The sequence below is a fragment of the Planosporangium mesophilum genome (assembly GCF_016863255.1).
In the GTDB taxonomy this organism is placed as follows: Bacteria; Actinomycetota; Actinomycetes; order Mycobacteriales; family Micromonosporaceae; genus Planosporangium; species Planosporangium mesophilum.
In genome coordinates this window covers 13203-36512 of record NZ_BOON01000072.1, presented here as the reverse complement: position 1 = coordinate 36512, position 23310 = coordinate 13203, and the positions used below count along the sequence as shown (strand labels likewise).

22 protein-coding genes are annotated in these 23310 nt (G+C 72.2%); 17 read left to right on the top strand and 5 right to left on the bottom strand.

What is annotated here, in order from left to right:
* Window positions 1-148 precede the first annotated feature (148 nt).
* Together Pme01_RS29270 and Pme01_RS29265 are read left to right on the top strand one after the other, a co-directional pair.
* A complete protein-coding gene (locus tag Pme01_RS29270; RefSeq protein WP_239088531.1) occupies window positions 149-1150 on the top strand; it encodes an SseB family protein in 1002 nt (333 codons plus the stop codon).
* A complete protein-coding gene (locus Pme01_RS29265; RefSeq protein WP_168113506.1) occupies window positions 1147-1512 on the top strand; it encodes a UCP033725 family protein in 366 nt (121 codons plus the stop codon). Before Pme01_RS29270 ends, Pme01_RS29265 begins: the two co-directional genes overlap by 4 nt.
* On the opposite strand, the gene Pme01_RS29260 is transcribed toward Pme01_RS29265, so the two are convergent.
* Together Pme01_RS29260 and acs are read right to left on the bottom strand one after the other, a co-directional pair.
* Window positions 1513-2433, bottom strand: a complete 921-nt coding sequence (locus tag Pme01_RS29260) for an alpha/beta fold hydrolase (RefSeq protein ID WP_168113505.1) — start codon at window positions 2431-2433, stop codon at window positions 1513-1515.
* Window positions 2434-2581: 148 nt separating this feature from the next.
* A complete protein-coding gene (gene acs, locus Pme01_RS29255) occupies window positions 2582-4546 on the bottom strand; it encodes an acetate--CoA ligase (protein ID WP_168113504.1) in 1965 nt (654 codons plus the stop codon).
* Between the two features lie 297 nt (window positions 4547-4843).
* Here acs and Pme01_RS29250 point away from each other — a divergent pair, with 297 nt between their 5' ends.
* Window positions 4844-5596: a Fic family protein gene (locus tag Pme01_RS29250; protein WP_168113503.1), complete on the top strand. Its 753-nt coding sequence runs from the start codon at window positions 4844-4846 to the stop codon at window positions 5594-5596.
* Here Pme01_RS29250 and Pme01_RS29245 read toward each other — a convergent pair.
* Together Pme01_RS29245 and Pme01_RS29240 are read right to left on the bottom strand one after the other, a co-directional pair.
* Complete coding sequence (locus Pme01_RS29245) at window positions 5565-6119, bottom strand: hypothetical protein (RefSeq protein ID WP_168113502.1); 555 nt, start codon at window positions 6117-6119, stop codon at window positions 5565-5567. The two genes, Pme01_RS29250 and Pme01_RS29245, sit on opposite strands and share 32 nt — an antisense overlap.
* Before the next feature lie 489 nt (window positions 6120-6608).
* Window positions 6609-7409: an HAD family hydrolase gene (locus Pme01_RS29240; protein ID WP_168113501.1), complete on the bottom strand. Its 801-nt coding sequence runs from the start codon at window positions 7407-7409 to the stop codon at window positions 6609-6611.
* 468 nt (window positions 7410-7877) lie between these two features.
* Between Pme01_RS29240 and ssd the strand changes: the two genes are divergently transcribed.
* The 7 genes from ssd to Pme01_RS29205 are packed head-to-tail and all read left to right on the top strand — an operon-like array spanning window position 7878 to window position 12440.
* A complete protein-coding gene (gene ssd / locus Pme01_RS29235) occupies window positions 7878-8972 on the top strand; it encodes a septum site-determining protein Ssd (RefSeq protein ID WP_239088530.1) in 1095 nt (364 codons plus the stop codon).
* The gene (locus Pme01_RS29230) at window positions 8918-10030 is read left to right on the top strand and encodes a TadA family conjugal transfer-associated ATPase (RefSeq protein ID WP_373315548.1); all 1113 of its coding nucleotides are present in this window, start codon (window positions 8918-8920) and stop codon (window positions 10028-10030) included. Before ssd ends, Pme01_RS29230 begins: the two co-directional genes overlap by 55 nt.
* 38 nt (window positions 10031-10068) lie before the next feature.
* On the top strand, window positions 10069-10746 hold the full coding sequence (locus Pme01_RS29225; protein ID WP_168113499.1) for a hypothetical protein: 678 nt from the start codon (window positions 10069-10071) through the stop codon (window positions 10744-10746).
* Entirely contained in the window at window positions 10743-11414 is a 672-nt protein-coding gene (locus Pme01_RS29220; protein WP_239088529.1) for a type II secretion system F family protein, read from the top strand. The genes Pme01_RS29225 and Pme01_RS29220 overlap by 4 nt, the downstream gene beginning before the upstream one ends.
* Before the next feature lie 44 nt (window positions 11415-11458).
* On the top strand, window positions 11459-11626 hold the full coding sequence (locus Pme01_RS29215; protein ID WP_168114034.1) for a DUF4244 domain-containing protein: 168 nt from the start codon (window positions 11459-11461) through the stop codon (window positions 11624-11626).
* Window positions 11623-11970 carry a TadE family type IV pilus minor pilin gene (locus tag Pme01_RS29210; RefSeq protein WP_168113498.1) on the top strand — a complete coding sequence of 116 codons (348 nt, stop codon included), beginning with the start codon at window positions 11623-11625 and terminating at the stop codon, window positions 11968-11970. The genes Pme01_RS29215 and Pme01_RS29210 overlap by 4 nt, the downstream gene beginning before the upstream one ends.
* A gap of 56 nt (window positions 11971-12026) precedes the next feature.
* Window positions 12027-12440 (top strand): Rv3654c family TadE-like protein, encoded by a 414-nt coding sequence (locus tag Pme01_RS29205; protein ID WP_203935958.1) that lies wholly within the window; start codon window positions 12027-12029, stop codon window positions 12438-12440.
* 18 nt (window positions 12441-12458) lie between these two features.
* Here the strand turns inward: Pme01_RS29205 and sftH are convergent, their stop codons facing one another.
* Entirely contained in the window at window positions 12459-14804 is a 2346-nt protein-coding gene (sftH, locus tag Pme01_RS29200; protein ID WP_168113497.1) for a DEAD/DEAH box helicase, read from the bottom strand.
* Between the two features lie 165 nt (window positions 14805-14969).
* Between sftH and Pme01_RS29195 the strand changes: the two genes are divergently transcribed.
* The 7 genes from Pme01_RS29195 (at window position 14970) to topA (ending at window position 23296) form a co-directional block, all read left to right on the top strand.
* Complete coding sequence (locus Pme01_RS29195; protein ID WP_168113496.1) at window positions 14970-15332, top strand: STAS domain-containing protein; 363 nt, start codon at window positions 14970-14972, stop codon at window positions 15330-15332.
* 4 nt (window positions 15333-15336) lie between these two features.
* Window positions 15337-15810, top strand: a complete 474-nt coding sequence (locus tag Pme01_RS29190) for an ATP-binding protein (protein WP_168113495.1) — start codon at window positions 15337-15339, stop codon at window positions 15808-15810.
* Window positions 15811-16123: 313 nt separating this feature from the next.
* A complete protein-coding gene (locus tag Pme01_RS29185; RefSeq protein ID WP_168113494.1) occupies window positions 16124-18472 on the top strand; it encodes a sodium-translocating pyrophosphatase in 2349 nt (782 codons plus the stop codon).
* Window positions 18473-18551: 79 nt separating this feature from the next.
* Complete coding sequence (locus Pme01_RS29180; protein WP_203935957.1) at window positions 18552-19220, top strand: class I SAM-dependent DNA methyltransferase; 669 nt, start codon at window positions 18552-18554, stop codon at window positions 19218-19220.
* A gap of 5 nt (window positions 19221-19225) precedes the next feature.
* Entirely contained in the window at window positions 19226-19798 is a 573-nt protein-coding gene (locus Pme01_RS29175) for a hypothetical protein (RefSeq protein WP_239088528.1), read from the top strand.
* On the top strand, window positions 19789-20373 hold the full coding sequence (locus Pme01_RS29170; protein ID WP_168113492.1) for a hypothetical protein: 585 nt from the start codon (window positions 19789-19791) through the stop codon (window positions 20371-20373). Before Pme01_RS29175 ends, Pme01_RS29170 begins: the two co-directional genes overlap by 10 nt.
* 175 nt (window positions 20374-20548) lie before the next feature.
* Window positions 20549-23296: a type I DNA topoisomerase gene (gene topA, locus Pme01_RS29165; protein WP_168113491.1), complete on the top strand. Its 2748-nt coding sequence runs from the start codon at window positions 20549-20551 to the stop codon at window positions 23294-23296.
* The last annotated feature ends 14 nt before the right edge of the window (window positions 23297-23310 follow it).

Genomic DNA, 23310 nt, shown 5'->3' with positions numbered 1-23310 from the left:
GCCGCCGTCGGTCAGCCCAGCGCCGGTCAGCCCAGCGCCGCCGAGCGCCGCGCCGCCGTCGGTCAGCCCAGCGCCGGTCAGCCCAGCGCCACCGCCGGTCAGCCCACCGCCGGCCACGGCGCCCATGCAGGCCGCGTCGACGCAGCCGGTGGTCGTATCACCACCCCCGCCGGATCCCGCGCCCGTCCCGGCCAAGGCGCCTGAGTTCGCCCCGGCCAACCAGGTCGAGGAGAACCTGCTCGACGCCGCGGGTGACGGCAGCACCGATACCTTCCTGTCGACCCTGCTGTTGTCCAAGGTGCTCCTGCCGGGGCCGAGGGACGACGCCTTCGCCCATATCGACCAGTGGCGCACCGAGGAGATCGACGGGCAGCCGTACGTTGTGGTCTTCACCTCGGCCGAGCGGCTCACCGCGCATCTGGGCCAGGACACCCCCGCGGTCTGGGTCAAGTTCACGCAGTTGATCAACGCGTGGCCCCGGGACTCGCTGTCGTTCGCGGTCAACCCCGGTACGCCGATCGGCGCGACCCTGCCGGGCAGCCAGATCGTCGCGCTGGCCGCCTGGGCGGCCGACGAGGGGCTCACCGTCGACGAGCAGCCGGAGGCCCGGGCGCCGGAGTCGACGCCGGAGCCGCCGGGCCGTACCAGCGCACCGAAACCGTCGGCCGGCCCCATCGTGATGCAGAAGACGATCTCCGCCGCTCAGGCGCCGTACTACCTGGAGCGCGGCTACGACCGGATCTCCGGCTTCGTGCACCGGGCGAGCGAGGTCGGGCACCTGCGTACGCCGGCCGAGCTGTACGACGCGCTCGGCCTGAACTACTCGGACTCGAAGTTCTCCCGCGAGGACCCCGAGGTGTACGTGCTGCGCTGGGCGGCGCACCGGGGCAACCTGTACCGCATCCCGTACGGCGGGCAGAACGAGGCCGCGATGCACGCGATGCAGGGCTGGGTGATCGAGCGCCCGCCGTTCCGGGGCAACGGGTTCGCGCCGAGTGAGAGCCGGGACGTGATCGCCGAGTTCAAGGTGGACAGCGTGCGCCTGCCGCACGGCGCCGAGCTGTGGCGGATCGACCGGGAGGGCGGCGAGAAGCTGGTCGCCCTGTTCGACGCGGACGCGCCGCGGTGGCAACGGGTAGGTGAGTCGTGATCCGGGACGGGTACGCCGCCCGCTGGCGTGGCCGGGAGTACGAGGCGAGCCCGGACGGGGAGCACGTACGTCTCTACCGACCCGACGGCGAGGACGGCTTCGAGGAGGTGCGTCCCGGCCGGTACTACCGCCGCGTGCCCGCCGACGACGTCGACGAGATGGTGTACATCCGCACCACCTGCATGTGGCGCGACGAGCCCTTCATCGTGCTGGCCGAGCACGAGACCTGGCTGCGGGTGGAGTACACCGGCGGCCTGGCCCCGATCGCCAGCAAGCTCGGCCTGGAGGAGTTCGACTTCGGCGTGTACCAGGGCTGGGTGGCCCGCGACGAGGTCACCGAGCTGCGCGAGTACCGCGTCTGACTACTCCTTGGCCCAGCGCAGGATCTCGCCGGTGACGAACTCGGGGGCCTCCAGATGCGGGAAGTGACCGAGCCCGGGGAGAAGCTGCCACTCGTACCGCGCGAGCACGTAGCGGCCGGAGCCCTGTGCGGTGCGGGGCAGGACCGCGCAGTCCGAGGCGCCGTGCAGTTGCAGCGTCGGGCTCACGATCGGCTGCTGGAGCAGCTTGACGAACCGGTACCCGTGTGGCCGCAGCACCGAGCGCAGCGCCCACCGGTAGGTCTCCATCGCGCAGAAGGCGGCCTGCGGGATCCGCATCGCCTGCCGGCACCGGAGTTCGTAGTCGTCGAAGTCGTTCGACAGGCGCCACGCCGGCCCGGCCCAGCGGCGCAGGTACTCGCCGACCAGGGCCGCGTTGTCGCGGGTGAGTACGTGCTCGAAGCGGGGGACCTGGAACCGCAGCATCGGCAGCGACGCGGTGAGCTGTCCGCGGGGGTCGCTCGCGATGCCGGCGCGCAGCCGCAGCGGATGCGCCGCGCTCATGACCACGAGCCGGTGTACGAGCGACGGGTGGAAGGCGGCGGTCGTCCAGGCGATCGTGCCCCCGTACCCGCTGCCGACCAGGGTCGCCCGGCGCTCGCCGAGGGCGCGGATCAGCCCGGCCACGTCCCCGGCCATGGTGTAGCCGTCGTAGCCACGGGGCGGCTTGTCGCTCGCCCCGTACCCCCGCAGATCAACCGCTACGGCCCGGAATCCCGCCTCGGCGACCAGCCGTAGCTGGTTGTGCCAGGCCCACCAGAACTCGGGGAATCCGTGCAGGAACAGCACGAGCGGGCCGCTGCCCGCCTCCACGATGTGGAACCGGGTGCCGTTGGCGCTGACGAAGCGGTGTCTCCACGGGCCGTCGAGCAGCACGCAGGACTCGTCGACCAGGGGAGTCATGAGGATCAGCGTACGGAAACCGCGCTACTTCGCATCCACGGCGTGCAGACCATCACGTCACGGGCGTGGCGAACCGTGGTGTCACTCACAGACGAAAGCGCCGATCCGGGAGGAGTGGGAATCCCCGGACCGGCGCTTTCGCCCGGTGTCAGTCCTCCGACTTGGCCGACTGCATGCCGCCCGCGATCAGGTCCATCACGGTCGAGTCCTGCAGGGTCGTCACGTCACCCATCGACCGGTTCTCCGCCACGTCGCGCAGCAGGCGCCGCATGATCTTGCCGGAGCGGGTCTTGGGCAGCTCGGGGACGACCATGATCTGGCGCGGCTTCGCGATCGGGCCGAGCGTCTTGGCCACGTGGTCGCGCAGCTCCTTGACCAGCGCCTCGCCGCTCGCCTCGTCCTCGGGCACGCTGCCGCGCAGGATCGTGAACGCCACGATCGCCTGGCCGGTCGTCGGGTCGGTGGCGCCGACCACCGCCGCCTCGGCCACCTTCGGGTGGCTGACCAGGGCGCTCTCCACCTCGGTGGTGGAGATGTTGTGGCCGGAGACCAGCATGACGTCGTCGACCCGGCCGAGCAGCCAGATGTGTCCGTCGGCGTCCCGCTTGGCGCCGTCGCCGGCGAAGTACATGTTCTGGAAGCGGGACCAGTACGTCTCGATGAACCGCTGGTCGTCGCCCCAGATCGTGCGCAGCATGCTGGGCCACGGCTCGCGCAGCACCAGGTAGCCGCCGCCGCCGTCGGGCACCGAATTGCCCTGGTCGTCGACGACGTCGGCGGCGATGCCGGGCAGCGGCGTCATGGCCGAGCCGGGCTTGGTCGCGGTGACGCCGGGGAGCGGGCTGATCATGATCGCGCCGGTCTCGGTCTGCCACCAGGTGTCCACGACCGGGGTCTCGCCCCGGCCGATGTTCTGCCGGTACCACATCCAGGCTTCGGGGTTGATCGGCTCACCGACCGAGCCCAGGACGCGCAGCGACGACAGGTCGTACTGGGCGGGGATGTCGTCGCCCCACTTCATCATCGTGCGGATCAGGGTCGGCGCGGTGTACAGGATGCTGACCCCGTACTCCTGCACGATCTCCCAGAACCGGCCCTTGTGCGGGGTGTCCGGGGTGCCTTCGTACATCACCTGGGTGGCGCCGTTGGACAGCGGCCCGTAGACGATGTAGCTGTGCCCGGTGACCCAGCCGATGTCGGCGGTGCACCAGTACACGTCGGTGTCCGGTTTGTGGTCGAAGACGGCGTGGAAGGTCCAGCTCGCCTGGGTCAGGTAGCCGCCGGACGTGTGCAGGATGCCCTTGGGCTTCCCGGTGGTACCGGAGGTGTACAGGATGTACAGGGGGTGCTCGGCGTCGAAGGGCTGCGCCGCGTGCTCGGTGCTCGCCTGCTCGACCGTCTCGTGCCACCACTTGTCGCGGTCGTCGCGCCAGGCCACGTCCTCACCCGTGCGCCGCACGACCAGGACGTGCTCGACGCCGGGGCACCGGTCGACGGCCTCGTCGACGGTCGGCTTGAGGGCGCTGGGCTTGCCACGCCGGTACCCGCCGTCGGAGGTGATGACGACCTTGGCGTCGGCGTCCTGGATGCGGCTCGCGAGCGCGTCGACCGAGAAACCACCGAAGACGACGCTGTGGGTGGCGCCGATCCGGGCGCACGCCAGCATCGCGACCACGGCCTCGGGGATCATCGGCAGGTAGATCGCCACCCGGTCGCCGGCCCGTACGCCGAGGCTGGCCAGCGTGTTGGCGGCCTGGCAGGTCAGCCGGTGCAGGTCGGCGTAGGTCAGGCAGCGGGTGTCGCCGGGCTCACCCACCCAGTTGATCGCGACCTTGCTGCCGCGGCCCTCCTCGACGTGGCGGTCGAGGCAGTTGTACGCCACGTTGAGCTGGCCGCCCACGAACCACTTCGCGAACGGTGGGTTGGACCAGTCGAGCGCCTGGTCCCACTCCTTCGCCCAGGTCAGTCGGCGGGCCTGGGTCTCCCAGAAGGCGAGCCGGTCCTCCCGACCCTGCGCGTACGCGTCCTCCTTGACGTTGGCGTTCGCGGCCAGCTCTGCTGACGGCGGGAACTGCCGGGTCTCGTTGAGCAGGTTGGCCAAAGTCTCGCTCATCGCGTCTCCTCGATGTGCTCGCAAGGCGCGACAAGCGCGTCGGTCCGCTCGCTGCGCTCGCTCATTACGCGGTGCTCCCCTTGAGTGCTCCGGGTCTTTCGACTTGCAGGCTAGTGGGGGCGTGACGGTCGGAGCGAGAGCCCTGCTCGCGCAGCGTCGAGCGTTCGTAACTGCGCGCCGACCGGCACGGTGTTGCTCATATGTTGCCGTTTCAAGCTGTTTTCGAACAGTCCCGAGCAGCGATTCTTGCGGGTACGGGTGTGAGTGGCGCCGGCGGGGAGTGCAATCATCGCCTGCGTGACCAACCCGCTCGCCCCGCTTCTCGACCTCGCCGACGTGGCGCCCGCTCTCGACAGCGCCCGGCAGGCCGCCGACGCCGCCATGCGGCACCGCGCGCTACGCCGCTCCGGCGGCCAGGTCGCCGCCGAGGCCGGCCTGCGGGCCGCCGTGGCCAGCGCGGCGCTCGACGGGCACGGGTACGAGCTGGAGCAGGTCCGGTCCGGCCTGGTGACCGACCCGGTACTGCAGGGGGCGCTGCGGGTCAGCACGGCGCTCGACGGGCTGACCGCCACCTGGCTGCGCTCGCCCCGGCAGGTGCTGGCGCGGCTGCACGTACTCGCCGCCCGCGGCTCGGTCGAGGAGGGGGAGCTGGGCCGTCCGGTGGCCGACCCGGCGATCGCCGCTCGGCTGGACGCGCTCTCCGAGCTGATCGCGGGCGCCGGGGCCAACCGGGACGCCGGTGTCCCGGCGCTGCTCCAGGCCGCCGTGGTACACGGCGAGCTGCTGGCGCTGCGGGCCTTCGCCGGCCCGAACGGGGTGGTCGCACGGGCCGCCGGGCGGCTCACGCTCATCGCGGCCGGGCTCGACCCGCGCGGCCTACTCGCCGTCGACGTGGGCCACCACCGCCGCGAGCCCGAGTACATGGGGGCCGCCGGGGCGTTCGCCACGGGTACGCCCGATGGTCTGCGCTCGTGGTTGCGCCACTACGCGTCGGCGGTGGAGGTGGCCGCGGCCGAACTCAGCGACATCTGTGACACGGTATCCGGCTGAGCGAGCGCGGCCCGCCGCGCCGGCCCTGGCGCCGCTGGTCCGCGCGGGCGCTCGCCGCCGCGCCGTTGCCGGCCCGGGCGGCCATGGGGACGCCGGTGGTCCCGGTCGCTTGAGCCACCCGGGCGATCTCGACCACCGGTGAGGTGTGCGGGGTGATCCTGAGGTCGGTGCCGAGAGCCAGGGGCGAGCGGCGACGGGAGGCACGCCGGTCGAACTGCGACGGCACGGCCGCCACCGCCGGACGCGGCTGGTCGGTGACGCGCCGGCCGGGCGAGGGCGCCCGCCTGGGCTTCCCCTCCGGCGCGATCATGATGACGCCGAGGACCACCAGGGACGGGATGCCCAACGCGTATCCGACCGCCGGGTCGGCGGAGGTCAGCAGTTGGCCGGCGCCGACAGCGAGGAACAGGCCCAGCACGGACGCCGCGGCGCGGCGCCAGAACGGCAGGCCGGTCTCGCACACGTACCCGATCGCCAGGGCCGCGGCGACCAGGTAAGTGATCAAGGTCAGCAGTGGGGGCACTCCGTCTCCTCGTCTCGTCCGTGCAACGCAGTCACGTTAGGCCGAGGAACCGACAGTTTCTGTCCCCCGGTCGAGTTGGTTTCCGGCGCGGTGCGGCCAGGTTGCGGGTGACGTTTCCCGGTGGCCGCGAGGGTGAGCAGCGATCACCCGTCCGACGGGCCGCTCAGGGGTGAGCGACACGTCGACGGCGCCTCCGTGGAGGCGCCGTCACCCACGTCCAACCGGGTTACCAAGCGTGCCCTCAATCCGTCGTCGACGGTCCGCTGGGCGGTGCCGCCCCGACGCGCCTGCCGTGGCTGGTCGCACGTGGGTGCCCGGTGGCCGTGCGCGGAACCCGTGACCGGGCCCGTACCTCACTTTCTACGCTGGTCAAAGCACAGACTCCAGTAAGCGGCCGGTATCGGTTTTCGTGCCGTGATCGGGACGTTATGCCGTGACCGGCTCGTTATCTAGCGGTATGTCTGATCGCGCCGTTATGCCGTCGTGGCGTTATGCGGTGGCAGCCCGGGCCCGGCGGTGGCGGCCGTACAGCGCCAGCCCGATCGCGAGCCCCACACCCACCCCGACCGCCGCGGCGGCGACCGGGACCGCCGGGCGGTCGCGCAGGCGGCGCATCAGGGGTATCGGGTGGCGGAACTCCAGCATCGGCCAGCCCCGCTCGACCGCCACCCGGCGCAGCGCCCGGTCGGGGTTGACGGCCGTCGGGTGGCCGACCGTCTCCAGCAGGGGCGTGTCGCTGATCGAGTCCGAGTACGCGTACGAGTCGGCCAGGTCGTAGCCGCGCTCGGCGGCGAGTTCGCGTACGGCGGTCGCCTTGTTGGGGCCGGCGGCGTAGAACTCCACCTCGCCCGTGTAGCGGCCGTCCTCGATAACCATGCGGGTGGCAATGATGTCGGTGATCCCGAGTAGCTCGCCGATCGGCCGCACCATCTCGTCGCCGGACGAGGAGACGAGCACGACGTCACGCCCGGCCGTCCGGTGCTCGACGATGAGGGCGGCGGCTTCCGCGTACACATAAGGGTTGATCAACTCGTGCAGGGTCTCGTTGACGATCTGGCGGACCTGGTCGGCCCGCCAGCCCTTGCACAGTTGCGCGACGGCGTCCCGGATCCGGGCCATCTGCTGGTCGTCCGCACCGCCGACCCGGAAGATGAGCTGCGCGTACGCGGCTTTGATCATGTCCCGGCGCCCGATGAGGCCATCGCGGTAGAACGGCCGCCCGAACGCGAGCGCGCTGGACTTCGCGATGACGGTCTTGTCGAGGTCAAAAAATGCGGCGCTGGGACCCACGGGCGGCAGTCTAACGGTCCGTGTTCGCGATCCGGGGCCGAATGTGCCACCATCACACCGGTATCAGGACACATCAATGCGAAGTTGCAGATAGTCAAAGCCTGCGCTACTCGACGTGTGACGGTGCCTCGGGCATGCTTATATTTGCGACACGGTTTCATGTCCGGGACCGTATGTCCGGTTTTGCGATCTACATACAGGTTTCTCGGCCTTCACACCCCCCGTGATTGCCGAGCGGGTTCGGCTCGACCCCCCGGAGTCGGACCCACGACGACCCCCGCCTCCCCCCGGCGGGGGTCGTCCCTTTCTCGCCGTGGTTGACGGGCGCGCATATCAGATCAGGCGCCGTCGCCCTGGGTTATCCACAGGCACCCCCGCTATCCACAGATCGTCGGGTACGGGCGGCGCCAAACCACCCGGTACGAGCACGGTGGTCCGGTCCCTTCCGCCGACCCCGTGGAGACCGCCGTGGCTTCTCGCAACGCCAGTGTGTGCGACCCGGTTCGCCCGCTCCTGGTCACCGAAGACCCGAACCTGCTCGACGAGGTGCTGCGACTGGCGGCCGACGCGCGGGTCGAGCTGGAGGTGGCGCCCGACCCGGCCGCCGCACGTACCCGGTTCGGCGCCGCTCCGCTCGTACTCGTGGGCCTGGCGGCCGCGACGGCCTGCGCCCGGGCCCGCCTGCCCCGCCGCCCCGGGATCGTGCTCGTGGTCGCCGAGCCGGTCGAACAGCCGCCGTGGGAGCTGGCGGAGGCGCTCGGGGCCGAGCACATCGCGGTCCTGCCGGCGGCCGATCCCTGGCTGGTGGACCGTCTGGTCCAGGCCGCCGGAGCGCCCCGGCCGGCCGCCGTCGTCGCCGTGCTCGGCGGCCGGGGCGGCGCCGGGACCAGCGTCCTGGCCGCCGGCCTGGCGGTCACCGCCGCCCGGGCCGGCCTGCGGGCGCTGCTGGTGGACGCCGACCCGTTGGGTGGCGGAGCCGATCTGGTCCTCGGCTGGGAGGCGCTCGAGGGGCTGCGTTGGCCGGCGCTGTCGCACGGCGCGGCGGGGGTCACCGCGCCGGCGCTCGTCGACGCGCTGCCCAGCCGGGGTGATCTCGCCGTGCTGTCCTGGGACCGGAGCGAGACGCTGGCGGTGCCACCGGACGCGATGGAGGCGGCCCTCGACGCCGGCCGGGCCAGCCGTGACCTCGTGGTCGTCGATCTGCCCCGGCGCCTCGACGACGCCGCCGTGCTGGCGCTCGCAGCCGCTGACCAGACGCTCCTGCTGGTCCCCGCCGAGCTGCGCGCCTGCGCGGCAGCCGCACGTGTGGCCGCCGTCGCGGCCGCGCACACCAGCGCGCTGAAGGTGGTGGTCCGCGGCCCCGCCCCCGGTCGGCTGAGAGCCCGCGAGGTCGCGCGGGCGCTCGGCCTGCCGCTGGCCGGCGCGCTGCGACCCGAGCCCGAAGTGGCCCGGGAGCTGGAGCGGGGCCAGCCGCCGGCCGGTACCGGTCGGGGTCCGCTGGCGGCGCTGTGCCAGCGGATCCTGGACGGTCTGGACCTCGGTATGCGGGAGCCGGTGGCATGACACTCGACACCCTCCAGCAGACCGGTCCCGGCCACGCGCCGGGCAGCTCCGGGGGCCTGATGTCCCTGCTCACCCAGGCCGACGTCACAGACGTCCTGGTCAACGGCTCCGAGGTCTGGGTCGACCGGGGCCATGGCCTGCAGCGCGCCGGTGTCTGGCTCGGTACGCCCGCCGACGTGCACCGTCTCGCGCAGCGTTTGGCGGCCGCGGCCGGGCGCCGCCTCGACGAGGGGAGTCCCTTCGTCGACGCGCGGCTGCCGGACGGCACCCGGCTGCACGCCGCCCTGCCGCCGGTCGCTCGGGGCGGGCCCTACCTCTCGCTGCGTACCCTGCGCCGGCGGGCGTTCAGCCTCCCCGAGCTGATCGCCGCCGGCAGCCTGGACGCCGGTGCGGCGGCGCTGCTCGCGGCGATCGTGGCCGCCCGGCTGGCCTACCTGGTGGCCGGTGGGACCGGCGCGGGGAAGACGACCCTGCTGGCCACCCTGCTCTCGCTGGTACCGCCGACCGAGCGCATCGTCATCGTGGAGGACTCGGCCGAGTTGCGGCCGGCGCATCCGCACGCCGTCTCGCTGGAGGCCCGGCCGTCCAACGTCGAGGGCGCTGGCGCGGTGACCCTGCGCAACCTGGTCCGGCAGGCGCTACGGATGCGGCCGGACCGCCTCGTCGTCGGCGAGTGCCGGGGCGCCGAGGTGATCGACCTGCTCGGCGCGCTGAACACCGGCCACGAGGGCGGTGCGGGCACCCTGCACGCCAACAGTTCCGCGGACGTACCGGCGCGGCTGGAGGCGCTCGGCCTGCTCGGCGGCGTGCCCAGGGAGGCGCTGCACGCCCAGATCGCCGCGGCCTTCCAGGTGGTGCTGCAGGTCCGGGCCACGCCGACCGGCCGGGTCCTGGACGAGGTCTGCCTACTGCTCCCGTCGACCGGGGCCGCGCTGGTGCGGGCGGTTCCCGCCTGGCGGCGTGATCGGGGTGCCGGGCCGGCGGCCCCGCTCCTCGCCGATCTGCTCGTACGCCGTGGGGTCGCGCCACCGGCGGTGCTACGCGGGGAGCCGAAGTGATCCGCAGCGCCGCCGTGCGGCGAAGGCTGGTGCGGCTCATGGCTTCGCCTGCGTCCCGCCGGCGGTGGACCGTCGGCGTCCCCACCAGCCCGCGGGCGACGGTCGTGACGGTGACCGCCGCCGGTGTCGTGGCCGGTGTGGCGACAGTTCTGGGCGGCGTGGTCGCCGGCGCGGTCGCGCTCGGGTACGCCCTCGTCGGACTGCGGGCCGCCCGCCGCGCCGGGGCGGAGCGGGTGACCACCGCCGCCCGCACCGCCGCGCTGGACGTCATCGGCGGCCTCGCCGCCGACCTGCGCGCCGGGATCGCGCCCGGCCGGGCCGTGGAGGAGTCCAGGCGGGCGCTGGCGGCCGGAGGCTCCGACCGGGCAATACGGCTGGCCCTGGGCCGGCTCTCCGCGGCCTGCGAGGTGAGCGAGCGGCTCGGGGCACCGCTGGCCGATCTGCTCGACCGGGTCGAGTCCGACCTGCGCGGCGTCGAGCGGGCGCGGGCGGCGGTTGCCGCGCAGACGACGGGTGCCAGGGCGAGCGCCGCGCTGCTCGCGCTGCTGCCGGTCGCCGGGGTGGGACTGGGCTACGCGATGGGGGCGCGGCCGGACCACGCGCTCCTGCACACGGTGCCGGGAGCGGCCTGCGCCCTCGGCGCGCTGCTCCTCCAGTACGCGGGGCTGGCCTGGACCGGCCGGCTGTGCCACGCGGCCGTGGAACGGGCGTCGTGAGGTCGCGCGGCGGCCCGGCCGTGAGGGCGATGCGGGCGACGATCGCCGCCCGCCTCGCCGGCGTCGTGAGATCACATCGCACCCCCGCCGCCGCCGTCCTTGCCGGTGTCGCGACGGCCGGCCTGCTCGGCGGACCGGGCGGGGTGGCCGCCGGCGTGGTCGTCGCGGCGGTCCTGTGGTGGGCGGCCCGCCGCTGGTCGACCGATCGGCGCGAGGACCTCCGAGCGGCCGCTGCCGACCTGCCGATCGCGGTTGACCTGCTGGCCGCCGCTCTCCGTGCAGGCGCCCCGCCGGCCCGCGCCGCTGAGGTCGTCGGGGAGGCGCTCGGCGGACCGCTCGGCCGGCGGCTCGTCCGCGTCGCTACGGCGCTGCGGCTGGGGACCCCACCGGACGAGGCGTGGGCCCCGCTGGCCGCGGTTCCCGGTGCCGAACGGGTGCGCCGGGCGGCCGTACGCAGTGCCGACAGCGGCGCGGCGATGACCGGGGCGCTCGGCAGGCTGGCCGGTGACCTGCGAGCCGCCAGGACGGCGCACGCCGAGGCGGCGGCGCAGCGCCTGGGAGTGCTCGTGGTGCTGCCCCTCGGCCTGTGTTTCCTGCCCGCCTTCGTTCTCACCGGCGTCGTGCCGGTTGTCGTCGCCGTGCTCGGCGACGTCCTTCGTTCCAGTTGAGCCTTCGACCCAGATGAGGAGAGATCGACATGAGGACGACAAGAATGCGGCGGCTGCTGGGCCGGCTGCGTGGCGACGCCGGCATGAACACCGCCGAGTACGCCGTCGGGACCATCGCCGCGGTTGCCTTCGCCGGGCTGCTGTTGAAGGTCGTGACGTCGGACCAGGTCCGGGCGGCGCTCGCCGCCATCATCCAGCGGGCGCTGAATTGAGCCGCCCCGGCGACCGGGGCTCGGTGACCGCCGAACTGGCGGTCGCCCTGCCGGTACTCGTGACGCTCCTGCTCGCGGGGCTGACGGCGGTCAACGCCGTCGCCACCAAGCTGCGCTGCGTCGACGCGGCCCGGGAAGCCGCCCGCGCCGAGGCCAGGGGTGAGCCGGGGGCCGCCGCGGGGCAGCGCGCCGCACCCGGTGGCGCTGTCGTCTCGGTGGTACGCGACGGGGACCTGGTCCGGGCAACCGTGCGCACCATGGTGCGGCCGCTGGGCGGCCGGCTGCCGGGGGTGCCGGTCGAGGCGTACGCGGTGGCCGCGTACGAACCGGACCAGGCGCCGTGACCGGGCGCAGAGCTACACCAGGCGCCGTGACCGGGCGCAGAGCCACACCAGGCGCCGTGACCGGACAAGGCGCTGGAACCGCGCTGTTGCGGTCCGACCGGGGCTCCGCGTCGCTATGGCTGCTCGGTGTGGCGCTCGCGGTGCTGGCCTTCGCGGGAGCCGTCGCCGCGGCGGGCTCTGTACTGGTCGCCAGGCACCGGGCGCAGGCAGCCGCCGACCTGGGTGCGCTCGCCGGCGCGGTCCTTGCGGTGGACGGCGAACCCGCCGCCTGTGACCGGGCCGGTCAGGTCGTGGCGGCGAACGGTGCCGGGCTCGTGGCGTGCCGGCTCGACGGGCTCGACGTGGTGATCAGCGCGCAGGCCGAGCCGGTGAGCCTCGGGCGGCCGTTCGGTCCGGCGCGGGCGTGGGCCCGTGCCGGACCGGTCCGGTCCGGTCCTCGCCATGATCACGGAGGCTTACGGGCGCCGTAGCACCCAAAGTCTCGGTGATCAGCGAGAAGCGAGCTCCGCCAGGACCAGTTCGAGGACGCGTACCGCGTCGTCCTTGGCCAGCGGGTTATTGCCGTTGCCGCACTTGGGCGACTGCACGCACGACGGGCAGCCGGTCTCGCACCCGCAGGAGGCGATCGCCGCGCGGGTCGCGCCCAGCCACTCGGACGCGATCGCGAAGGCCCGTTCGGCGAAGCCGGCGCCGCCCGGATGGCCGTCGTAGACGAACACGGTGGGGGCGTCGGTGTCGGGGTGGGCCGCCGTGGACAGGCCGCCGATGTCCCACCGGTCGCACGTTGCGACCAGCGGCAGCAGGCCGATCGCCGCGTGCTCGGCGGCGTGCAGCGCCCCGGGCACGTCGGCGGCGGCGACCCCGGCGTCCGCGAGGGCGCCGGGGGACACCGTCCACCAGACGGCGACCGTACGCAGGCAGCGCTCGGGCAGGTCCAGCGGCCGGGTGTCCATCACCTCGCCGGTGCTGATGCGCCGCCGCTGGTACCCGACGACCTGGCTGGTCACCTCCACCTCGCCGAGGAACAGCCCGACCGGGCCGGCGTCGACGTAGTCGCGCACCGACAGCACCGACAGGTCCGTCACGTCGCGCGGGTGGGTGGTGAAGTCGGGCTCCTCGGCGTGCACGAGGGCGCAGGCGTCGTCGAGGTCGAGGTCGTCCACGACGTACGAGACGCCCTGGTGGAGGTAGACGGCGCCGGGGTGGACCTGGAAGTGGGACGAGGCGCCGTCGACGGTGCCGAGCAGCCGGCCGGTCTTCGCCTCGACCACGCACACCTGGGCCCCGCCGGAGCCGCGCAGATCGACGTCGGGCCGGCCGCGCTGGGTCCAGTACCAGCCGGTGGGGCGCCGGCGCAGCGCGCCCGCCTCCACCAGGGTCGCCACCGCCGACTCGGCCGCCGCCCCGCCGAACAGTTCCAGGTCGGTGGGGGTCAGCGGCAGCTCCGCGGCGGCGCAGGCCAGTTGCGGGCCGAGCACGTACGGGTTGGTCGGGTCGAGCACCGTCGCCTCGACCGGGCGCCGGAAGAGCGCATCCGGATGGTGCACCAGGTACGTGTCGAGCGGGTCGTCGCGGGCCACCAGTACGCACAGCGACTCCCGCCCCGACCGGCCGGCCCGGCCGGCCTGCTGCCACAGCGATGCGAGCCGGCCCGGGTACCCGGCGAGGATGACCGCGTCCAGCCCGGACAGGTCGACGCCGAGCTCGAGCGCGTTCGTGGCGGCCAGGCCGAGCAGCGAGCCGTCGAGCAGGGCGCGCTCCAGTACCCGCCGCTCCTCCCGCAGGTAACCGGCGCGGTACGCGGCCACCTGGTCGCCCAGGCCGGGCGCCGCCTCGTCCAGCGAGCGGCGGGCCATCGCCGCGACGACCTCGGCACCCCGCCGGGACCGGACGAAGGCGAGCGTCCGTACGCCGTGCGCCACGCTGTCGGCGAGCAGGTCGGCCGTCTCGCGCAGCGCCGACTTGCGCACCGGGACGGCGTCGGCGACATCAGGATCAGAACCGGGATCAGGATCAGAACCCACCGGTTCGAGCATCGGCGGCTCCCACAGTGCGAACGTCACTCCGCCGCGCGGCGAGCCGTCCTCGGTCACCGCGGTCACCGGTACGCCAGCCAGCCGTTCGGCGGTCGAACCCGGGTCGCCGACGGTCGCCGAGGCGAACGCGAAGACCGGTTCTCGGCCGTACTTCGCGGCGACCCGCCGCAGCCGGCGCAGGACGTGTGCCACGTGGGAACCGAAGACGCCCCGGTAGGCGTGGCACTCGTCGATCACCACGTACGCCAGTCTCCGCAGGAAGGTCGCCCAGGCCGCGTGCCCCGGCAGGATGCCGTGGTGGAGCATGTCCGGGTTCGTCAGGACGAAGCGCGAGTGCTGCCGGATCCACTCCCGCTCCTCGCGTGGGGTGTCGCCGTCGTAGCTGGCGGGGCGTACGCCGTGCAGGTCGAGGGCGGTCAGCGTGCGTAACTGGTCGGCGGCGAGGGCCTTGGTGGGAGCCAGATACAGCACGGTGGCGCGGGGATCGGACTGCAGGCGGGCGAGCGTAGGTAGTTGATAGGCCAGCGACTTGCCCGAGGCCGTACCGGTGGCGATTACCACATTACTGCCGGCGTACAGCAGGTCGGCGGCGCGCGCCTGGTGCTGCCAGGGTGCGGCCACCCCACGGCCGGCGAAGGCCGCGCGCAGGTCCTCCGGCACCCAGCCTGGCCAGGCAGAACGCTCGCCGGGACGGGCCGGTATCCGTTCGACGTGCGTCAGTGGCGATGCCTGCCGGGCCCGCAGGAGCCGGTCCAACAGCTCGGCCGGCTCGGGCAATACGCTCGTCACAGCCTGCACTCTGACACCGTCCGGACGATATCGTCCACGTCGGCATGGGCCGAACGGATGCGGTCGAACGTACCGAACGACCAGGGACGCGTCGCCCACCTGACCGGGCGATGGTTAGATGCCCGCAGGGACTTTGGGCGTTGCGTCTGCGGCGCCACGGTTGAGGAGGTCCGCATGGAGTTGTCGCTGTCGACCCGCACCGTTGACCATCACACGGTGCTCGAGGTCGGTGGCGAGGTCGACGTCTACACCGCGCCACGACTGCGCGAGCGCCTCGTCGAGTTGGTCGAGGCCGGCGCCCGTAGCGTGATCGTCGACCTGAGTCGCGTCGAGTTCCTGGACTCGACCGGACTGGGCGTTCTGGTTGGCGCGCTCAAGCGGCTCAGAGCCGCCGGTGGCACGCTTGCGCTGGTCTGCGGCCACGAGCGTTTGCTCAAGATTTTCCGGATCACGGCGCTGGATCGGGTCTTCGCGCTGTACGACTCGGTCGAGGCGGCCACTGCGGCGACGGATCCTGACGCCGGCCAGTCGGCATAGCGCGATGCCGACGGTTCGCCTGTCGTTCTCGCCGGCCCCGGCCCACGTCCGCACCGCTCGGCTCGTCGCGGTTGCGGTGGCCCGGCGCGCCGGCGTGGCCGATGAGCTGCTGGAGGAGATCCGGCTGGCCATCGGCGAGGCCTGTTCGCGCGCGGTCGCGCTGCACCGATCGCAGGGCACGGACAGCCTCATCGACGTGGCGATGGACGACGGTGACCGGTTCACCGTACGAGTGACCGACCGGGCCACCGAGGGGCGGGGTGCCGCCACGGCGGCTGACCCCGCCGCGTTCCTGGTCGAGGCGCCGGTCACGGCGGAGGGGCCCGAGGCGCTCGCCGAGGAGGCCGTCGCCGCCACGATGGGGCTCGCGCTGCTCGCCGGCCTCGTCGACGATCTCGAGGTGGAAGCCGTCCCGGACGGCGTGGGTACCGAGGTCAGCATGTCCTGGCCGGTCGGCCGCAAACCCACTGACGCCTGACCCTGACGCACGGCCCGGCTGAGCCGCATCCTGGAAAAGTAGCGGTCCAATTTGTCCCATCAGTAATGATCGATACGCATTGGGAGCGCTTCCGGTCGGCGCGCCGGCTACTACGTAGGTGATCATTGATGCGACACGGGGGCTCTCGGTGTGACCCCGCACACGGCCGGCGGCTACAGTACGCGGGTCATATGTGACATCCCGGATCCCACCGCGTGGGCGAGTGGATGTCGGAGCGCCCCGCGTGGAGACTGGATCGCTGGCGTGTCGCCTGCGGTACCTGTCATTTGTGCTTGGTACAGGAGGACGACGAATGTCCGGGCAAATTCATCTCGCCCAAGGCGGCGAGGTGGCCCTTTCCGGTAGCAACCTGACCTACATCATCATCGCCGCGGTCATCGCCCTAGTGGCGCTAGGTTTCGCGGCGGCGCTGGTCAAGGCGGTTCTCGCCACCGGCAGGGGCACAGAGAAAATGCAGGAGATCGCCGGGGCGGTACAGGAGGGCGCTACGGCGTACCTGTTCCGTCAGTTCAAGACCCTCGGCATCTTCGTCGTAATCGCGGTCGTACTGCTGTTCCTGCTCCCCGTCAACGAGGCGGGGGACCGGGAGACGGCGATCAAGATCGGCCGTTCGCTCTTCTTCGTCATCGGCGCGGGTTTCTCCGCGATCATCGGTGGCGCCGGAATGGCGATGGCGACCCGCGCCAACCTACGGGTCGCGGCGGCGGCCCGGGAGGCTGAGGGCGGTCGGGAGAAGGCGATGCAGATCGCGTTCCGCACCGGTGGGGTCGTCGGGTTCCTGACCGTCGGCCTCGGCCTGCTGGGCGCCTCGATGGTCGTCCTGCTCTACCGGGGCGACGCACCGACCGTCCTGGAGGGCTTCGGCTTCGGTGCCGCCCTGCTCGCGATGTTCATGCGGGTCGGCGGCGGCATCTTCACGAAGGCCGCCGACGTGGGCGCCGACCTGGTCGGCAAGGTCGAGAAGGGCATCCCCGAGGACGACCCGCGCAACGCGGCGACGATCGCCGACAACGTCGGCGACAACGTGGGTGACTGCGCCGGCATGGCGGCCGACCTGTTCGAGTCGTACGCGGTGACGCTGGTCGCGGCGCTGATCCTGGGTAGGGCCGCGTTCGGCGAGGAGGGCCTCGTCTTCCCGCTCATCGTTCCCACGATCGGCGTGCTGACCGCGATCATCGGTGTCTTCATCACCCGACTGCGCAAGTCCGACCGCTCCGGCCTCAGCGCCATCAACCGGGCGTTCTACGCGTCCGCGCTGATCTCGGCGGTACTCGTCGCGATCGCCGCGTTCGTCTACCTGCCGAACACCTTCCGCGGCCTGTCCGGGTCGCCGCTCGCCGACAACACCCGTAGCCCTCAGGTGATCGCGATCGTCGCGGTCATCATCGGCATCGTGCTCGCCGCGGTCATCCAGGCCCTGACCGGGTACTTCACCGAAACCGCGCGCCGTCCGGTCCAGGACATCGGCAAGAGCGCGCTGACCGGGCCGGCCACGGTCGTCCTCGCCGGGGTGAGCGTCGGCTTCGAGTCGGCGGTGTACTCGGCGATCGTCATCGCGGCCGGCGTGTACGGGGCGTTCCTGCTCGGCGGCGGTTCGATCATCCTGTCGCTGTTCGCCGTGGCGCTCGCCGGTACCGGCCTGCTCACCACGGTCGGCGTGATCGTCGCCATGGACACCTTCGGCCCGATCAGCGACAACGCGCAGGGCATCGCCGAGATGTCCGGCGACATCGACGAACACGGCGCCCGTACCCTCACCGAACTCGACGCGGTGGGTAACACGACCAAGGCGATCACCAAGGGGATCGCGATCGCGACGGCGGTCCTCGCGGCGACGGCGCTGTTCGGGTCGTACACCGACACGATCACCTCCGCGTTGGCGTCCGCCAAGGTCAGCACCTCGCTGGACCAGATCCTCAATGTGGCCAACCCGGGCAACCTGGTCGGCCTGCTGCTCGGCGCCGCGGTCGTGTTCCTGTTCTCGGGCCTCGCGATCAACGCGGTGTCCCGGTCGGCGGGCGCGGTCGTGTTCGAGGTGCGCCGCCAGTTCCGGGAGTTCCCGGGGATCATGGACGGCACCCAGCGGCCGGAGTACGGCAAGGTCGTCGACATCTGCACCCGGGACGCGCAGCGCGAGCTGATGACGCCGGGTCTGCTCGCGGTTCTGGCCCCGGTCGCGGTCGGCTTCGGCCTCGGGGTCGGTCCGCTGGCCGCGTACCTGGCCGGGGTGGTCGGTACCGGCACGCTGATGGCGGTGTTCCTGGCCAACTCCGGTGGCGCCTGGGACAACGCGAAGAAGCTGGTCGAGGACGGCCACTTCGGAGGCAAGGGCTCCGACGCGCATGCCGCGACGGTCATCGGTGACACCGTCGGTGATCCGTTCAAGGACACCGCCGGCCCGTCGATCAACCCGCTGATGAAGGTGATGAACCTGGTCGCGCTGCTCATCGCGCCGGCCGTGGTGACCTACAGCGTGGGCGCCGACAAGAACACGCCGCTGCGCATCAGCATCGCGGTCGTGGCAACGCTGATCATCGTGGCCGCGGTCGTGTTCAGCAAGCGCAAGCCGGTCGCCATGGCCGAGTCGGCCGACGGGGCGAGCGGTGTCAGCTCGGAGAAGTCGACGAAGGTCACCGCCTGATCCCGGCACCAACCGGGGGTGCCCTCGGGCCACGAGTTACGTGGCCCGAGGGCACCCCTTTATCGGCAGAATGTCGTCGATGGACGAGAACGAGTCGCGTACCCGGATCAGCTATGACGCGGTCGCCGAGCGCTACGCCGTGGAGATCGCCGGCGAGTTGGCGGACAAACCGTTGGACCGGGCCCTGCTGGACTGCCTGGTCGAGCTTTCGGGAAATACCGGAAAGATCGCGGACGTCGGCTGCGGCCCCGGCCACGTGGCGGCCTACCTGGCCGGCCGGGGGGCCGAGGTCGTCGGCATCGACCTGTCACCCGGCATGGTCGAGGTGGCCCGCCGCCGCAACCCCGGGCTGCGCTTCGAGGTCGGCTCCCTGACCGCGCTGCCGGTACCCGACGCGACGTGGGCGGGCGCGGTCTGCGCGTATTCGATCATTCATGTCCCGTCCGGCCGCCGGCCGGTCGCCTACGCCGAACTGGCCCGGGCGATCGCGCCCGGCGGCTGGCTGCTGATCTCGTTCCACCTCAGTGACGCCGACCGGAGCGCCGGTGAGACCGCCCACCTCGACGACTGGTGGGGGACGGAAGTGGATCTCGACTTCCACTTTCTCGACCAGGACGAGGTGGCGGACGGGTTGACCGAGGCGGGATTCGACGTGCGCTCCCGTACCGTGCGGGACCCCTGGCCGGGCGTCGAACACGCCAGCCGCCGCGCGTACCTATTGGCGAGTCGGACAGGCGTTCTACGCTGACGGCCATGACCACGACGTTGACGACCATGCCTGTCGTTCGTCGCCTCGCGCCGGCGATGCTGGCCGTGATGCTGGTCCCGGCGGGCCTGCTCGCCGGCTGCGGATCCGGGAAGAAGACCGGCGCCGCGCCCGCGACCTGGGCGAAGTCGGTGTGCACGGCGCTCACCCCGTGGCGGACGAAGATCACGACGCTCACCGACGAGGCACAGGCCCAGTTGACCAGCACCACCACGCCGGCCGACGCCCAGCGCAACCTGGTCGGGCTGCTCGGCGGCGCGGAGACCGCGAGCGAGACGGCGCGACAGAAGGTGGCCGACGCGGGTACGCCCGACGTCGACCGCGGCGACGAGATAGCGGCCGGCTTCGTGGCGTCGCTGCGAACCGCCCGGGACGCGTACGCGCACGCCCGGGAGGCCGTCGCCGGCCTCGACCCGGCCGAGGCCAGCCCGTTCTACACGGCCGTCGCGGGCGCCTTCGACAAACTCCAGCACGAGTACGCGGCGAGCGCCCTCGACACCGACAGGCTCTCCTCCGAGCCGCTCCGCAAGGCGTTCAACGAGGTATCCGAGTGTCACTAGGCAGGCAACTGTCCCTGTTCGGAGTCGAGGCGCGTCCCGCGTCGCCGCTCGACTTCGAGGGCCTGCTCGCCGGTGCCGGTCAGGTCGTGCGGATGGGTGGCACGGCCCGCGTCTCGATCGTGGTCGACCAGCCGTGGCGGGCCCGGGCGCTGCTGGTCGAGGCGCGCGCCAGAGGCCTCGCAGCCAGCTGCGAGCCGGCCACCGTGGAGGGGCACCTCGGCTTCCGCACCGCGTACTCGTCCGCGCTGGCCACCCTCGGGGTGGCCTGGCTGCGCGGCGCGGTCAAGCACCCGCCGCGGGGCCTGGCGCTCGACGGTCGGAGGCTGCGGCTGTGGGCCATCGCCGCGGGCGGGCGGGACGGGGCGGCGGCGTTCACGCTCCGGCTGGGCGCCGGCGACGAGCCGATGTGGGGGATCGTGGGCGGTGCGCTCGCCGCGGCCGGCCTGCCGGCGGTACTGCTGGGGCCGCGAGCGGGCGGTCCGGCGTACCGCATCGTCGGCCGACGCCGGCTGGCACGCCTCGCGGAACTCGTCGGGGATCCGCCGTCCGGTGCATCTGTGGAATATTGGGTCTGAAAACCGGACATGTAACGGAGAAATCGGGTATCACTGAGGGTCCGACTCGTTTACCGGTGTACGGTGGCGCCGCCTGTCCTGTGATGCGCCCCCTAATCCGGGTCACGGTCGGCGCGTTACGTTTGACAATCGTCAGCCGACCGGACTGATATCCACGAACACCACGGGGAGAGCCGTGCCCAACTCCGCTAAGACAACGCGGCTGGTCATCGTCGAGTCCCCAGCGAAGGCCAAGACGATCTCCGGCTACCTCGGTCCGGGGTACGTCGTCGAGGCGAGCCTGGGCCATGTTCGCGACCTTCCGCGCAATGCCGCTGACGTCCCGGCCAAGTACAAGAAAGAGCCGTGGGCGCGCCTCGGTGTCGACGTCGATAACGACTTCCAGGCCCTGTACGTGGTCAGCCCCGACCGCAAACAGCAGATCGCCAAGCTGATCAAGCTGGCGAAGGAGGTCGACGAGGTCTTCCTCGCCACCGATGAGGACCGCGAGGGCGAGGCGATCGCCTGGCACCTGCTTGAGACGATCAAGCCCAAGGTGCCGGTCAAGCGGATGGTCTTCCACGAGATCACGAAGCCGGCGATCCAGGCCGCGGTGGCCAACCCCCGCGAGATCGACCGGGCCCTGGTCGACGCCCAGGAGGCACGGCGCATCCTGGACCGACTCTACGGCTACGAGGTGTCGCCGGTCCTGTGGAAGAAGGTCATGCCGAAGCTGTCGGCGGGCCGGGTGCAGTCGGTCGCCACCCGCATCGTGGTGGAGCGCGAACGGGAGCGGATGCGTTTCCGTTCCGCCGAGTACTGGGACATCCGGGCGCTGCTGGCCACGGACGGCACCGCCGCCGACGGGCCGCGGTCGTTCCCGGCGACGCTGATCGCGCTCGACGGCGACCGGATCGCCACCGGCAAGGACTTCGACCCGACGACCGGCCGGGTGCGGCCGGGCTCGGGGGTCGTACACCTCGACGAGCAGGGAGCCCGAGGGCTGGCCGCCCGCCTGGAGGGGCGGCCGTTCACGGTCACCCGGGTCGAGGAGAAGCCGTACCGGCGCCGGCCGTACGCGCCGTTCATCACCTCGACGCTGCAGCAGGAGGCGTCACGCAAGCTGCGCTTCTCGTCGCAGCAGACGATGCGCACGGCCCAGCGGCTGTACGAGAACGGCTACATCACTTATATGCGTACCGACTCGGTGAACCTCTCCGAGGCGGCGATCGCGGCTGCCCGTACCCAGATCCGGGAGCTGTACGGTGACGTCGCCGTGCCGCCGCAGCCCCGCCGGTACACGGGCAAGGTCAAGAATGCCCAGGAGGCGCACGAAGCGATCCGCCCGGCCGGCGACTCCTTCCGTACCCCCGGTGAGGTCGCCAAGGAGCTGTCGGCCGAGGAGTTCCGCCTCTACGAGCTGATCTGGCGGCGCACGATCGCCTCCCAGATGACCGACGCGGTCGGCAACTCGATCTCGGTGCGGATCAACGCGACGACGCCCGCCGACGAGTCGGTGGACTTCGCCGCGACCGGTAAGACCATCACCGACCCGGGCTTCCTGCGGGCGTACGTGGAGTCGAGCGACGACGAGAACGCCGAGGCCGAGGACGCCGAGCGGCGCCTGCCCAACCTTGTCAAGGGCCAGGGCCTGACCGCGGAGGAGCTGGCAGCAGCGGGCCACACCACCCAGCCGCCGGCCCGCTACACCGAGGCCTCGCTGGTCAAGGCGCTGGAGGAGCTGGGTATCGGCCGGCCCTCCACGTACGCGTCGATCATGCAGACGATCCAGGACCGCGGGTACGTGTTCAGGCGCGGCCAGGCGCTGATCCCGTCGTTCCTGGCGTTCGCCGTGGTCGGGCTGCTCGAGCGGTACTTCCCGCGGCTGGTCGACTACAGCTTCACCGCCACGATGGAGGACGACCTCGACGAGATCGCCGGCGGCGACGCGGCGTCGATCGACTTCCTGCGTACGTTCTACTTCGGCATCGGCGGCGACGGTGGCATCGGTGACGGGGGCTCGGTGAGCCAGTCGGGTGGCCTCAAGCGGATGGTCACCGAGCAGCTCGGGGAGATCGACGCGCGCGGGGTCAACTCGATCCCGCTCTTCGACGGCGTGGTCGCCCGGGTCGGCCGGTACGGTCCGTACCTCCAGCGCGGCGGCGAGGAGGACGGCGACCGGGTGTCGCTGCCGGAGGGCATCGCGCCCGACGAGCTGACCCCGGAGAAGGTCGACGAGCTGTTCCTCGGCGGTGGGGGCGAGCGCAAGCTGGGCGAGCACCCCGAGACCGGCGACCCGATCGTGATCAAGTCCGGGCGGTACGGTCCGTACATCTCGTCCGGTGACCGCAACGCGTCGCTGCTGAGTACGCAGGCGCCGGACTCGTTGACCCTGGAGCAGGCCCTGCAGTTGCTGACCCTGCCCCGCACGGTCGGCGTCGACTCCGAGGGCGTGGAGGTGACGGCGCACGCCGGTCGCTACGGCCCGTACGTGAAGAAGGGCGAGGAGACCCGCTCGCTGGAGTCCGAGTCGCAGCTGTTCACGATCGGTCTCGACGAGGCGCTCGCGCTGCTGGCAGCGCCGAAGACGCGGGGTCGGCGGGTGGCGGCCGCGCCGCTGCGCGAGCTGGGTGCCGACCCGGCGACCGAGAAGCCGTTGGTGATCAAGGACGGCCGGTTCGGCCCGTACGTCACCGATGGCGAGTTCAACGCGTCGCTGCGCCGCGGCCAGGAGGTCGGGACGATGACGCTCGAGCAGGCCAGTGAGATGCTGGCAGAGAAGCGTGCGAAGGGTCCGGCGACGCCGCGCAAGGCGGCCAAGAAGGCGGCGCCGGCCAAGAAGGCGACCGCAGCCAAGAAGGCGACGACCGCTAAGGCGACCAAGGCGACCAAGGCCACCAAGGCGGCGAAGAAGCCGGCCAAGAAGGCGACGGCCGAGTCCTGAGCCGACGGCCTCCT

Bases quoted from the DNA above. Each gene is read 5' to 3' on its own strand.
- Pme01_RS29185 (WP_168113494.1), top strand. From the start codon at position 16,124: ATGTCCGGGCAAATTCATCTCGCCCAAGGCGGCGAGGTGGCCCTTTCC.
- Pme01_RS29215 (WP_168114034.1), top strand. From the start codon at position 11,459: ATGCGGCGGCTGCTGGGCCGGCTGCGTGGCGACGCCGGCATGAACACC.
- Pme01_RS29190 (WP_168113495.1), top strand. From the start codon at position 15,337: ATGCCGACGGTTCGCCTGTCGTTCTCGCCGGCCCCGGCCCACGTCCGC.
- acs (WP_168113504.1), bottom strand. From the start codon at position 4,546: ATGAGCGAGACTTTGGCCAACCTGCTCAACGAGACCCGGCAGTTCCCG.
- Pme01_RS29260 (WP_168113505.1), bottom strand. From the start codon at position 2,433: ATGACTCCCCTGGTCGACGAGTCCTGCGTGCTGCTCGACGGCCCGTGG.
- Pme01_RS29195 (WP_168113496.1), top strand. From the start codon at position 14,970: ATGGAGTTGTCGCTGTCGACCCGCACCGTTGACCATCACACGGTGCTC.
- Pme01_RS29175 (WP_239088528.1), top strand. From the start codon at position 19,226: ATGACCACGACGTTGACGACCATGCCTGTCGTTCGTCGCCTCGCGCCG.
- Pme01_RS29225 (WP_168113499.1), top strand. From the start codon at position 10,069: ATGGCTTCGCCTGCGTCCCGCCGGCGGTGGACCGTCGGCGTCCCCACC.
- Pme01_RS29180 (WP_203935957.1), top strand. From the start codon at position 18,552: ATGGACGAGAACGAGTCGCGTACCCGGATCAGCTATGACGCGGTCGCC.